Source organism: Affinibrenneria salicis, from assembly GCF_008710095.1.
This window is the reverse complement of record NZ_VYKJ01000005.1, coordinates 3,375-17,032: the sequence shown is the minus strand read 5'-3', so window position 1 is coordinate 17,032 and position 13,658 is coordinate 3,375. Positions and strand designations below refer to the sequence as shown.

Genomic DNA, 13,658 nt, shown 5'->3' with positions numbered 1-13,658 from the left:
GAGAAATAAAATGAAAACAAATCAGGGAGTTATTATTTATACCAATGCGTCAATTATATCTATGTTGCAGCGATTTTCAGATATTTCAATCATATTGCTTAGTACGTTTTTAGTTTCAACTATAGTGAGTGATAGAATATCTCTTCAGAACTGGCTCTTTGCATTTATTAGCCTTTCAATTTTTCAAATGATTGGCGGAATTACTGATTTCTATCGCTCATGGCGAGGAGTTAGTTTCAGGGTTGAAATGCAATTATTGATTAGAAATTGGCTGTTAAGTGTTATATTTAGCGCTGGTATACTCTCTATTTTCCCCTCTCTCTTTATTGGCCTTAAATATCACATTATATGGCTGTGTGTCTCGTTATTAGGTTTTTTATTTGCTCGTATATCAATAAGAGCAGTTGTTCGTTACCTAAGGAAATTGGGTTATAATAGTAGACGAGTTGTTGTTGTCGGTGATTCAGTCGCAGGTTTTCATTTAATTGATAGCATCATGAATGCACCTTGGCTGGGGTTGAATGTAGTTGGGTATTATACCCTGGAAGGGAAAAAAATTTCAAAAGAGTACGATAAACTAAATATTAATTCATTAGGTGATATAAATAAACTCATTGAAAGTGCTCGTAGTTGCAATATTGATAAAGTATATATCGCATTACCTATGCATGAATCAGAACTTATCAACAATATATTGACTGAGTTGTCTGATACTACCTGTACGGTATTGTTGGTTCCAGATATTTTTACTTTTAACTTGCTTCAATCAAGAAGCGAAATGGTTAATGGTATCCCTGTTATATCGCTATATGATACACCTATGAGCGGTATTAATATGATTATAAAAAGAATTGAAGATGTTACGCTCTCATTATTGATAATTTTGTTAATATCACCCTTGCTTTTACTTATCTCATGTGTCGTGAAAACAACATCTCCAGGACCGGTGATTTTCAAACAAAAGCGTTATGGAATAGACGGGAAAGCGATTGATGTGTGGAAATTTCGCAGCATGTCAGTAATGGAAAACGGAGATAATGTAATACAGGCTAGAAAAGGGGATTCAAGAATAACACCGGTAGGAGCCTTCCTAAGAAGAACGTCTCTTGATGAACTGCCTCAATTCTTTAATGTGGTAAAAGGGGATATGTCAATTGTTGGTCCCCGGCCCCATGCGGTTGCGCATAACGAGCAGTATAGGAAATTAATTAAAGGATATATGCTTAGACATAAAATGAAACCAGGTATTACTGGCTGGGCTCAAATTAATGGCTGGCGAGGCGAAACCGAAACATTAGAGAAGATGGAAAAACGTATTGAGTTTGACCTTTTTTATATACAAAACTGGAGTGTATGGCTGGATTGTAAAATTATATTTTTGACAATATTCAAAGGCTTTGTAAATAAGTCAGCATATTAGTTATTTTAAAAAAGGTAATGATCATGAACATCATTGTAACAGGTGGTGCAGGATTTATTGGTTCCGCGGTGGTTCGTTATATTATTAAAAACACAAAAAATAAAGTGTTGATTGTTGACAGCCTAACTTATGCAGGTAACTTAGAATCCTTGCTGGAGATGTCTTTAGAACCTAATTATTCTTTTTCTCAAATTGATATTTGTGATAAAGAAGCTTTGACAGATGCATTCACTTCCTTTAAACCGGATGCAGTTATGCATTTAGCTGCTGAAAGCCATGTAGATCGTTCAATTGACGGACCTGCGGTTTTTATTCAAACTAATATTATCGGGACTTACAATCTACTTGAAGTAACCCGCGCATATTGGGTTACGCTGAGTGAAGATAAAAAACAAGCATTTCGTTTTCATCATATATCTACTGATGAAGTTTATGGGGATTTATATAGTACGGACGATCTTTTTACTGAAATAACACCGTATGCTCCAAGTAGTCCTTATTCTGCATCGAAAGCCTCCAGCGATCATCTGGTGCGAGCTTGGCACCGAACTTATGGCTTGCCAGTACTGGTAACAAATTGCTCTAATAACTATGGTCCATATCATTTCCCTGAAAAACTAATACCTTTGATTATTTTGAATGCATTGGAAGGCAAGCCATTGCCTGTTTATGGTAACGGTGCACAGATTCGTGATTGGCTGTATGTGGAAGATCATGCCAGAGCGTTGTACAAGGTCGTAACCGAAGGGAAAGTTGGTGAAACTTATAACATCGGTGGCCACAATGAACGAAAAAATATTGAAGTGGTAACAACAATTTGCGAATTGCTGGATGAGCTTGTTCCTGACAAACCTAATGGGATCGCTCGCTATGCTGATTTGATTACTTATGTAGTCGATCGTCCTGGTCATGATATGCGTTATGCAATAGATGCATCAAAAATTCAATGTGAATTAGGTTGGAAACCTCAGGAAACATTTGAAAGTGGAATCCGTAAGACGATTGAATGGTATCTTGCCAATGAGAAATGGTGGCGCCGGGTTAAAGATGGTTCCTATGCCGGTGAACGACTGGGATTATCCAGCTAAATTATCAGGAGTAGATAATATGAAAGGTATTGTATTAGCCGGTGGCTCCGGAACTCGCTTACATCCTATTACTCGCGGTGTATCCAAGCAGTTATTACCCATTTATGATAAACCTATGGTTTATTATCCTATTTCTGTTCTGATGTTAGCTGGTATCAGGGATATATTAATCATTTCCACGCCAGCTGATATGCCATCTTTTAAACGCTTGCTGGGTGACGGTAGTCATTTCGGTGTTAATTTTAGCTATGCAGTACAACCTAGTCCCGATGGCTTGGCGCAAGCTTTTCTTATCGGCGAGGAATTTATTGCTGGGGAGCGCTGTGCCCTGGTATTAGGCGATAATATTTATTTTGGTCAGAGTTTTGGTAAAAAATTAGAAATGGTGGCTTCACGTACAGAGGGAGCAACGGTATTCGGTTATCAGGTTGTGGATCCTGAGCGTTTTGGTGTAGTTGAGTTTGATGAAAATTATCGTGCTATTTCTTTAGAAGAAAAACCACTAAAACCTAAATCCAGCTGGGCGGTGACAGGGCTTTATTTTTACGATCATAACGTTGTAGATATGGCCAAACAGGTAAAACCGTCTTCCCGTGGGGAGCTGGAAATAACTACTCTAAATGAGATGTATCTGGAGCAAGGAACTTTGAATGTAGAGTTGCTGGGGCGCGGTTTTGCCTGGTTGGATACTGGTACTCATGACAGTTTGATGGAAGCCTCCCAATTTGTTCATACCATAGAAAAAAGACAGGGTTTTAAAGTCGCTTGCCTTGAAGAAATAGCTTTTCGTAAAGGATGGTTGAGTAAAGAACAGGTGGCTGAAGAGGCGAAAGCTTTGAGTAAAACTAATTATGGTCAATATTTGACCCGCCTGATAGGAGAGAAATGATATGCAGGTTAAGGATACACGTATAGAGGGTGTAAAGATCATTCAGCCAAAAATTTTTGGCGATGAGAGAGGTTTTTTTCTGGAAACGTTTGAAAAACGACGTTATCAGGAAATGTTGGATATTGATCTGGAATTTGTACAGGATAACCACTCGCGTTCTTCAAAAGGTGTATTACGCGGTCTGCATTTTCAGCGTTCGAATCCGCAAGGGAAATTGGTGCGGGTTGTACGCGGGGAAGTATTTGATGTCGCAGTCGACATCCGTCCTGAATCGCCTACTTATGGCGCTTGGGAAGGAGTGATCTTGTCAGAAGAAAATAAAACTCAATTCTGGATTCCGCCTGGTCTGGCGCATGGCTTTGTCGTGTTGTCCGATGTAGCCGATTTTGAATACAAATGTACTGATTATTATAATCCGGCGAATGAGGGTTGCCTATTGTGGAATGATCCAGTGGTTGGTATTGAATGGCCAGTAACCTCTCCTTTGCTTTCTGAAAAAGATAAGTTAGGAAAATGGCTTAAGGATCTGGCCGGATGAAAATTTTATTGACAGGTTCGAATGGCCAGCTTGGCCGTTGTTTTCAGGATCGCCTACCCGCCGAATGGCTGGTATGGGCAACAGATAGTGATAAGCTTGATATTACCAGTCGGGAAAAAGTTCTCGCAGCAGTAAAAAAGTTCCAACCTAATGTTATTGTGAACGCGGCTGCCTACACTGCTGTAGATAAAGCAGAAAGTGAACCAGAACTAGCAGATTTAGTGAATAAAGTTGGTCCGCAAAATTTGGCTCTGGCTGCTGAATCGGTCGGTGCTCGCTTGGTTCATGTATCTACGGATTATGTTTTTGATGGTACAGCAACGGTTCCTTATGTAGAGACTGATAAAACGAATCCGTTAGGCGTTTATGGAAAAACTAAGCTGGAAGGTGAAATCGCTGTTTCCCATATCTTACCTGATGCGATTATTATACGTACCGCATGGGTATTTAGTGAGTATGGAAATAATTTTGTCAAGACCATGCTTCGTTTGGCTAAAGATCGTGATGAATTAGGTATTGTTTCTGATCAGCTTGGTTGCCCTACGTATGCTGGTGATATCGCTAATGCGATTGTTCAGTTAATAAATAAAAATGCTGATGCAGGGATTTATCATTATTGTGGTAATATTGAAGTGTCATGGTATGAGTTCGCGTTAGAAATCTTTAAATATGCTGAGACTAAGCGACTATTAGATAAAATACCACGTTTAAATCCTATTCTTACCGAACAGTATATAACTCCAGCAAAACGACCGGGATATTCCGTTCTTTCTTGTGAGAAAATAAAAAAATATGAAGTCATTTTATCTGATTGGAAATTGGCTTTAAATGTTTTTTTGTGATTTTTTAGACCTCCCTGAGAACTTTCTTGTTTTTAAGATAAGTCTTCTCAGTGGGGAATAATAGATAGTATAAAATATTGATTTTTTTCTGGGAATGATTGTCGTAATTCGCTTTATTATTTTTATGGGGATTTCGTCTACTTTTTATAAATGAGGTTGACAGTGTGGTTGTAAATGAATCAAATGCTATTTTGGTTGTGTTATATAACAAGTTACCAGGTGAATCAACCACGTTGAATATGTTATTAGAACATGAGTTTCCTAATTCAAGTATACTTATTCATAATAATGGTCCCAAAGAGATTCGCTTTGAAAATGACCACCGCCTGTATTTATTAAAAGAAATTTTCAATAAGGTGGAGTCAGTAAACTGTTTAGAGAATAAACCACTAAGCAGTATTTATAATGAATTTATTCAAAGTAATAAGCACGTAAACCAGTACGTTATTTTGGATGATGATACTGAGATGACCAATTCTTTCTTTCTTGCAATGAATAGCCATGATGATATAGATGTTGAATTACCTAAAATAAAGTCTTCATTTGATGGGGAAATATACTACCCGGTATCTTCAGGGAGGATTATTAGTGGTGATGGCAATCTTGATTCAACATCAACAATATCTATTGGTTCAGGGTTGATTATTAAAAAGAAATTAGTAGATAAGTTCTGTAAATATAATATGACTTTGTTTGATGAGAATTTTGCTTTATACGGTGTGGATTTTAGTTTTTTTAGGCGAATATATAAATTAAATTCTATGGGTGAGAATATTGAAATGAGGTCCACTTCGGTTTTGAAGCATTCATTATCAAGGTTGGAAGGCGCATCTTCTAAAAATGCATTTAGGCATATCGAAAGAATATTGGATGTTGCTATAACTGCGCGTCAATACCCTAGCATTAAATCATATTATATTCTTCTCCGGTGTTTGATAAATGAAATTTACGGGTTTAATTTGAAAAATACTTTGGTTATATTAAAAGCATTTTTAAATGGTAAGCATCCGAGGTGTTAGCGTGTCACTCGATTGTTGTGTTTTTTTTGTGAATGAAATTTTTTTGCATTTTTTATAGTTGATATCGCAGTAATGTTTTTTGAGATTTATTGAATAAAATTATCTTACCTGTTTTCTCTTGGAGTAAGAATGTTAATTTCAGTAGCTATGGCCACTTATAATGGTGGTGAATATATAAAAAAACAAATAAACTCTATTCTTGAGCAAACCATTCAGAATATTGAAGTTATAATTGTTGACGATTGTTCAACAGATAATACCATATCTTTGATAAGATCTTTCCAAGATAGTCGTATTAGGTTAGTTCAGAATAAAAGAAATATAGGATGTTCAGGTTCATTTCAACATGCTATTTCACTTTGTCATGGGGACTATATTGCCCTGTGCGATCAAGATGATCTATGGAAAAAAAACAAACTGGAAAGGTTAGTTTCAAATATTGGTGATAATTCTCTTATTTACAGTGATTTCGATTTTATCGATAAAGATGGACATTCTATTGATAGACCCGTTGGTTTTGTTAATAAATTACATGGGGTTGACTCGAAAAATAAAAATATACACAATATTTCTTTTTTAAATTCATTTGTTCTGGGTTGTTCTTGCTTGTTTGATTCTTCTTTAAAGACGAATATCTTACCAATAATAGATTCTGGATACAATCATGATAAATGGATTATCAATGTAGCGGTTAACTGTAATGGTATTACTTATTTAAAAGAAATACTTTTTCATTATCGAATCCATGGAGGAAATTTATCTATAAAACAAGGCGGGAATAATGTCAATCTCTCTAAGCGTTTATTTAGATTGTTTTTCTTGAAAAAAAGAAAGCCATATTATTCATATGAAGAAACCAAAATTCTTTATCTAAGATGTAAAAAGAAAAAAGAAATAAAAAAAATGACCTCGGTGGTTTTTTTGAATGATTGGTTGTGGTTTTTTGGTAAAATTGTTTTTTTGTGTTATTTTAATTCGACTATTTCTGCAAGGTATACATCAAATAGGTTAGATAGAATTAAAGAATATATTCTGTTTTTTCTGTCTCGATAATTTTTATTATCCCTTTCTTAAGTGGTTGATATGAAGTCTAAACTTTTAAATAATATCTTTCATCTGACTATCCTTCAGGGTAGTACTTATATCCTTCCATTAATTGTATTCCCCTATTTGGTTAGAACTTTAGGAACTGAAAAATATGGTCTTTTTATTTTTTGTCAGGTAATTGTTCAATATTTGACATTAATTTCCGACTTTGGTTTTAATTTTTCATCAACTCAAGAAATTGCAAGAAACCAAGAGGATAAGACGAAAATAACTAAAATTTTCTGGACTACTATTTGGGCAAAGTTTTTCTTAATGATAGTCGCTATTTTTATTTTTTGGGTTTTGGGCTTTTTTATTAATGAAATTAGAAGTGTTTTTTTTATTATAATAATGTTTTCTCCTCAAATACTGGGGGGGATAATATTGCCTGTTTGGCTTTTCCAGGGAAAAGAAGAAATGAAAATAATTTCAATATCTTCTTTGATATCAAGAATTGCTTCAATTATTTTTATATTTATTTTGGTGAAAGGTCCTGGCGATATATATGTTGCGGCTCTTATGCAAAGTAGCATTTCATTGTTAACGGCTATGCTTGTATTAATCTATTCTTTTAATAAGAAATGGGTTGGACATATTTACTTCTGTTTGCAGGATACAGTGATTCTAATAAAAGATAGCGTCGCTTTTTTTATATCTGTGCTTTCTGTTAATTTATATACATCTCTTCCTACTTTAATCGTTGGTGTTGTTCTGGGGACCGAGAGCGTTGCATATTATAATATAGCTAACACTGTCAGAAATGCAATGCAGGGCCTGTTTAATCCTATTTCTCAATCGCTGTTTCCACGTATTAATAGCTTGTATGTTAGTAATTATTATGATGCGAAAAAGCTAATAATGAAGTCGATAAAAATAGTTGCTATTATTTTTTCTTTAATGTCTGTATCTGTCTTTGTTTTGTCGCCGTACATCATTTATATAATCACAGGTTATGAGAATGAAGTAATAATAATAATATTAAGATGTTTATGCATAATCCCATTTGTTTCCGCAGTGTGCAATATATTGGGTGTTCAGACCATGATTACCCATGGATTTAAAAAACAGTTTTCTCTATTAACCCTATTTTGGGGCGTGTTTAATTTAATCATAATATTTCCATTAATTCACTGGTTTGGCGTTCTGGGTAGTGCCTGGTCAGTTTTAATTACAGAAACTTTAGTATTGTTAAGTTTTTATATTTTTCTTAAGATGAAAAAAATATTCTGATTTCTCTATGGAAAATTAAAAATTAGTTATATTTTAGGAGTTGCAGATTTTTTAATCACTAATTTCGGATGGCATATAAAATGACTTTAACGATTTAATCGATAGAGTTCGTATATGTGCCGAATTTTTAATCTTTATTATTTGATATGTTAACGGTAAAAAAATGAAAATAGCAATCGCAGGAACAGGCTATGTTGGCCTGTCTAATGCCATTTTATTGGCTCAGCATAATGAAGTTGTAGCGTTAGATATAGTTGAAGAAAAAGTAGCACTTCTTAATGATAAAAAATCACCTATTGTAGATAAAGAAATTCAAGAGTTTTTACAAAATAAAAAACTCAACTTTAAGGCAACAACAGATAAATACAGTGCTTATGAAAACTCTGAATATATTATCGTTGCTACACCAACTGATTATGATCCAAAAACAAATTATTTTAATACTGAATCGGTGGAGTCAGTAATTAAAGATGTACTAATTATTAATCCGGATGCGGTGATAATTATAAAATCTACTATACCTGTTGGCTATACAAAAAAATTATGTGAACGTTATCAAACTAAAAATATAATATTTTCTCCGGAGTTTTTACGAGAAGGTAAAGCTTTATATGATAATCTTCATCCTTCCCGCATAGTTGTTGGTGAGCGTTCAGAACGTGCTCAGAAATTTTCTTTCCTGCTATTGCAGGGAGCTATAAAGAAAAATATTCCAGTGCTCTTTACAGATTCTACGGAAGCAGAAGCTATAAAACTTTTTGCAAATACTTATTTGGCGATGCGCGTCGCCTATTTTAATGAATTAGATAGTTATGCGCAGGCTCATGGTTTGGATAGTAAACAAATTATTGAAGGGGTGGGATTGGATCCTCGAATTGGAACACATTACAATAACCCATCATTTGGTTATGGAGGGTATTGCTTACCTAAAGATACAAAACAGTTACTTGCAAATTATGCAAAAGTGCCAAATAATTTAATTAAAGCGATCGTTGATGCCAATCGTACTCGTAAAGATTTTATTGCTGAATCAATACTCAGCCATAATCCAAAGGTAGTTGGTGTATTTCGATTAGTTATGAAAAGCGGCTCAGATAATTTTAGGGCATCGGCTATTCAAGGGGTTATGAAGAGAATAAAATCAAAGGGGATTGAGGTTGTTGTATATGAGCCAGTATTGCAGGATAAGTATTTTTTTAATTCTAAAGTGATAAATGATTTACAAGAATTTAAACGAAGTGTTGATATAATTATATCTAATAGAATGACCTCGGAACTATTAGATGTCTCTGATAAGGTCTATACTAGGGATTTGTTTGGTGCGGATTGATTTATATATTTTTTTGAAAGTTAAATTTCATGTAGGTATTTTTTAAATCAAAAAGGCTCATTAATTTCCATGAGCCTTTTGATTTTTTTAAATTGACGAAATAATAAAACAAAATAATTCATCATATCTTATAGAATATTTATTTCCTGCTTTGATTTCTGGTGTTATTATTTCCCCTTCATCATCTAACTCGGGAGGGATATTCTCCCATGAGTCGTATACTACTATGCCATAATCCATGGCATTAAGACCGAATTTATTAAAAGCATTTACGACATTTTGAGCGCTTATACCAAAATGTATTTTATTCATTTCTTGGTTTGACATTCCTGATGTGGAATTGTATTTGAATTTAGATAAAAAGTTTTTTAGTTCTCTGGCTACTTTCATTTCTATATCGTTGATTTTTGTAATATCTTTCTTTATCCGCTCGTCAGCTGTTGTAATAACCCCACTCTTTACATAAACGGATGTCCATGTGATTGAACTATTACCTATATAGGCTGCTCCATTATCTATAGAAGGTCTGAGAGTAAATGATTCTGGTTGCGATGCATCGTAAACCAAATGCGAAGTTTGATAACCTTGGTTAGTTCTTACGCAAAATTTATTTGATGATGTTAATAGGGAATTTGTGGCAATGTCTATTGTTTTTTCTGATGATCGTATCCTTAATCCATTAAAAATTTGTCCCCCAATTGTTTTTAGCATTTCATGCGTATAACCAATTATTTTATTGCTGTGGTATATGCAATCATCTGGATTTGTTGAAGTAATTGCTGCCAAAGATTTACCTGTATACCCAATGCAAATAATATTATTTCCATGAAAAATCCCATACGAGCTATTTTGATGGATAGCTGAACAAAAGATATCATTTACATAGTTCGAATAAATGGATTTATTATTGGATACTTTCGATATGATTATAGTGTTTCCCGTGACTATACTGCGGGCCCCCAATGTAAATGGAGATAAATGTTTGTACATTGAACCGGAAGTGGAATGACAGTCGATTAAATCAATAGAAATCCATGGTAAATTAATGAAACGGGCACGTCCAACAGATACTGTAAAATTACATCCCTGAAATTTTATTTTTGTTTCATATTCATTTATTACCCAAATTTTTTCTTTAGGATAAGTTGTGTCAATCATTCCAGGTATTTTAGATAAGATATCTTCTGAGTTGTTTTTTGTTGATGAAAGGTATTTTTCCCAGTCTGGAGAAATAAAATGACAACCTACAAAAATAATCGGTCTTGCTACAGGACCAATATTTATCATTGGTGAAAAATTGTCAGTTGAATTCCAATTTCCTGTTTCAATATGGCATCCAATGAATGTTAACATCCAACCTGCTAATTTAATTGCGTATCTACAATGTTCAACGTGTAGGCGTGTAAAAGAGCTTAAATTTATCCAGGAGGTTAGGCCTGATGGGTCCATATCAATAGCATAATACGGTGTGTTATCTATGTATCCACCACAAGCTAAAATTTGCAACCCCGTATAAGTTCCATCATTAACATGCTCGAAAGAGAGACCCTGTTTACCAAAGTTACGGATCATTAAATTTTCAACATAGATTGCCCATCCTGACGCCTTTATCATAACTCCTTGGTTTTCATCAGATCTATTGCCATATACTTGAAAACCGTCTAATCTTATACCAATGGTTGCTTGTTTCCCATTATCGAAGGTTAGTAGATAACCATTTGATTTTCGCCCCCGTTTATCATATATTGCTGATGTACCGTATTGATCGGTTTGTGTGAAGTTTGAGCCTATACCTCGAATTGTTACTGGACAAGTAAATATATGGCTTTTCTTGGTTTCATAAACGCCAGCCCCAAGTCGTAGTTCATTACATATACCAAGTAATGCTAATGAATGAAATTTATCTATATATTCAGAGTTGTCAAATCCCCGAATTGGACGTCCACCTAATTGTTCTAATGTTATATATCCATTAGCGAGCGATGAGCAATGTCGCCAATTATTATCTGGTTTTTCTTTTGTTTTTGTTTTATTTCCGATGTGGATTATTGGTTGGTTTTCAAATATTCTAATTTCGCCAAATTTAACTTCTTCATTTTTTTCCCATGGCGATATTGTATTTGAGTTGATCGGTTGGCTGCCAAATAATGCGTATTTTAATAGGTTTATAGATGCGCCAATTGTATTTTCAGGGTACATTTTAGAGAAGCTTTGTTGAATGGTTTTTGCATCTAACTCATTAATATTATTTAGAGTGGGGATGTTTTCAATATGTTTTATATCTTTTGGGGTAGGTGCTTGGTTTTTTTTAATTTTGTTACTATTTGGCTGCTCGGCAGCAATCGTTTTACTGGATGTGGACAGCTTTATTAAAAATGCTGATGGTAGAATCCATCTTAAAATTTTTCTTCTTGATATCTGCATGAGTTAATCCTGGCGAGTAGTTATGCTTTACCATTAAAACTATTTAATGAAACTAATTCAATAAAATCATTGTTAGATAATGTAAGCTTTTTTCTGGGAGTTTTTTATTGATTTATATAATGTTTAACTCTAAATCGATTTGAATGATGATGTTGGGTATTTGTATGTTATTTATAGGTGTTAATAAAATATTCCGATGGATTATATTTTTTATATTACCAACGATTGTATTAAGATTGTTTTTTATCCTTAATTAACGAGGTTGGCTTCTTTCCCCAATATTGTTACAGGCTGCCGGGCACCAGATCTTATCGTTCCTGACCAATATTACATATTCAGAATCTGTGTATCATGTTCTGCTATTGCTAAATAACTGCGCCTATTACCGCTCCACTTTTGTTAATCCATGATGATTACCGGGAAAAGGCGATACGGCTTTCATAAATTGCCTGACCTTTTGCAGTAATTGCCACATTGCCCGGCAGAGGTGGTTGCGCGTTACCGTTTCGTGCAATGACAGCCACAGCAGCTCTATTTTGTTCACCCATGGAGAGTAAACAGGCTGATAAATAACAATAAATTTAGGGTTTTCCTTCAGCCATTTCAGCGTCTTTTTACTCTTGTGAACGATGTAGTTATCTACGATTAACGTGATCGTTTTTGCACTCCGACAGGTGCTTTTTAAATGACGTAACATCCTGATAAACAGTTCTGAGTTTTTACTTGTTCCACTGACATAATCTACTCGTCCAGTTCCGGCATGGAGGGCTCCGGCAAGATAATGCTTTTCATTTTTTCCGGGCGCTGGAACGCGTTTTTGCTGCCCCTTTTTCTGCCAGTCTGCACCGATTTTTGGATTCAGATCGATATCCACCTCATCCTCATAAAAGACGGGGTTGCTGGCTGAATTTTTTTCTAATGCGTCATTGATGGCCGCCATTTTTTCCGCTTTGTGAGGATCACGAATATGCAGTGTCGGAGCGGCTCTTTGTCAGACAATCCCCGCTCCAGGTAACCAGCGGCGAAGCGAGCCGGGATGTAACGGTGAATTAAATAATTTATTAATTTCAATTGTTAACATCTCAGTACTCCATCGGGAGCGCAAATACCCGAAGTCCTGAGGAGAGCGCTGAACCAGTAAATTAAGCGTGCGCAACATCGCGTCCACTGGCCATCTTTTTTGGCGGCCCGGCTGAAGACTTTTCAGACCGTCGGTGCCGGAGAAGGTAAACCAGTGGAGCCATCATCCAACGGAGGAACGTGCCTCACATAAAGTTTTTGCCATATGGGTCAAAGAGTCACCCCGATGTAACATCAGCATGGCGATAAGCCGTCGGGCATGATTTTTATCGGGTGTTTTATGGATGGTTTTCTGCATCTGACGTCGTTCATTTCGGGGTATGGGTGCTATGATCGTCATAACTCAGTCCGGTTGGTGATTTGTGATGTTTGGCGATTGATCAGATCGCTCAAACCGGATTAAGTTTCCTTCAGTGATCTACTATTAGGCGCTAATGAAATGGACACCTCCCCACAAAGGCCTCAGTGAGCCATGCTGTAAGTGCAAACCAACAGCAACATGAAGAGGTGTCCCATGGAACAAATTATCGGAATTGATCTGGCAAAGCGAGTTTTTCAGGTGAACATCGTGTCTGCGCAGAGCAGGAAGAAAGCGAACAAAATGATCAACCGTGAAAAACTGATGGCGTTCATTGCTCAGCAGCCTCCGTCCCGTATTGTAATGGAAGCGTGCGGCAGTGCGAATTACTGGTCTCGCCAGTTCAGGCAATAT

General features: G+C 35.6%; 10 protein-coding genes and 2 pseudogenes. 10 read left to right on the top strand and 2 right to left on the bottom strand.

The window, feature by feature from the left end; all coding sequences use genetic code 11:
* Window positions 1-10 precede the first annotated feature (10 nt).
* The 9 genes from wcaJ (at window position 11) to FJU30_RS11140 (ending at window position 9,442) form a co-directional block, all read left to right on the top strand.
* Window positions 11-1,420 (top strand): undecaprenyl-phosphate glucose phosphotransferase, encoded by a 1,410-nt coding sequence (gene wcaJ / locus FJU30_RS11180; RefSeq protein WP_150435056.1) that lies wholly within the window; start codon window positions 11-13, stop codon window positions 1,418-1,420.
* Between the two features lie 20 nt (window positions 1,421-1,440).
* Window positions 1,441-2,508, top strand: coding sequence for a dTDP-glucose 4,6-dehydratase (rfbB, locus tag FJU30_RS11175; RefSeq protein ID WP_150435331.1), 1,068 nt, complete (start codon window positions 1,441-1,443; stop codon window positions 2,506-2,508).
* 19 nt (window positions 2,509-2,527) lie between these two features.
* Complete coding sequence (gene rfbA, locus FJU30_RS11170) at window positions 2,528-3,397, top strand: glucose-1-phosphate thymidylyltransferase RfbA (protein ID WP_150435330.1); 870 nt, start codon at window positions 2,528-2,530, stop codon at window positions 3,395-3,397.
* Window position 3,398: 1 nt separating this feature from the next.
* Window positions 3,399-3,935, top strand: coding sequence for a dTDP-4-dehydrorhamnose 3,5-epimerase (gene rfbC, locus FJU30_RS11165; RefSeq protein WP_150435055.1), 537 nt, complete (start codon window positions 3,399-3,401; stop codon window positions 3,933-3,935).
* Window positions 3,932-4,777: a dTDP-4-dehydrorhamnose reductase gene (gene rfbD, locus FJU30_RS11160; protein ID WP_150435054.1), complete on the top strand. Its 846-nt coding sequence runs from the start codon at window positions 3,932-3,934 to the stop codon at window positions 4,775-4,777. The genes rfbC and rfbD overlap by 4 nt, the downstream gene beginning before the upstream one ends.
* A 164-nt stretch (window positions 4,778-4,941) precedes the next feature.
* On the top strand, window positions 4,942-5,796 hold the full coding sequence (locus FJU30_RS11155; RefSeq protein ID WP_150435053.1) for a glycosyl transferase: 855 nt from the start codon (window positions 4,942-4,944) through the stop codon (window positions 5,794-5,796).
* Between the two features lie 129 nt (window positions 5,797-5,925).
* Complete coding sequence (locus tag FJU30_RS11150) at window positions 5,926-6,849, top strand: glycosyltransferase (protein ID WP_150435052.1); 924 nt, start codon at window positions 5,926-5,928, stop codon at window positions 6,847-6,849.
* Window positions 6,850-6,879: 30 nt separating this feature from the next.
* Entirely contained in the window at window positions 6,880-8,112 is a 1,233-nt protein-coding gene (locus tag FJU30_RS11145) for a flippase (protein ID WP_150435051.1), read from the top strand.
* Between the two features lie 163 nt (window positions 8,113-8,275).
* Entirely contained in the window at window positions 8,276-9,442 is a 1,167-nt protein-coding gene (locus FJU30_RS11140; RefSeq protein ID WP_150435050.1) for a nucleotide sugar dehydrogenase, read from the top strand.
* 87 nt (window positions 9,443-9,529) lie between these two features.
* Here FJU30_RS11140 and FJU30_RS11135 read toward each other — a convergent pair whose 3' ends face one another.
* Together FJU30_RS11135 and FJU30_RS11130 are read right to left on the bottom strand one after the other, a co-directional pair.
* Complete coding sequence (locus tag FJU30_RS11135; RefSeq protein ID WP_150435049.1) at window positions 9,530-11,866, bottom strand: tail fiber domain-containing protein; 2,337 nt, start codon at window positions 11,864-11,866, stop codon at window positions 9,530-9,532.
* A gap of 382 nt (window positions 11,867-12,248) precedes the next feature.
* Window positions 12,249-13,286: pseudogene (locus FJU30_RS11130) on the bottom strand (IS630 family transposase).
* A gap of 174 nt (window positions 13,287-13,460) precedes the next feature.
* On the opposite strand from FJU30_RS11130, the pseudogene FJU30_RS27170 reads away from it, so the two are divergent.
* Window positions 13,461-13,658, top strand: a pseudogene (locus FJU30_RS27170) (IS110 family transposase); the annotation flags it as partial.

Coding starts and splice junctions, on each gene's coding strand:
- wcaJ (WP_150435056.1), top strand. CDS start 11: ATGAAAACAAATCAGGGAGTTATTATTTATACCAATGCGTCAATTATA.
- rfbA (WP_150435330.1), top strand. CDS start 2,528: ATGAAAGGTATTGTATTAGCCGGTGGCTCCGGAACTCGCTTACATCCT.
- rfbC (WP_150435055.1), top strand. CDS start 3,399: ATGCAGGTTAAGGATACACGTATAGAGGGTGTAAAGATCATTCAGCCA.
- rfbD (WP_150435054.1), top strand. CDS start 3,932: ATGAAAATTTTATTGACAGGTTCGAATGGCCAGCTTGGCCGTTGTTTT.
- FJU30_RS11150 (WP_150435052.1), top strand. CDS start 5,926: ATGTTAATTTCAGTAGCTATGGCCACTTATAATGGTGGTGAATATATA.
- FJU30_RS11145 (WP_150435051.1), top strand. CDS start 6,880: ATGAAGTCTAAACTTTTAAATAATATCTTTCATCTGACTATCCTTCAG.
- FJU30_RS11140 (WP_150435050.1), top strand. CDS start 8,276: ATGAAAATAGCAATCGCAGGAACAGGCTATGTTGGCCTGTCTAATGCC.
- FJU30_RS11135 (WP_150435049.1), bottom strand. CDS start 11,866: ATGCAGATATCAAGAAGAAAAATTTTAAGATGGATTCTACCATCAGCA.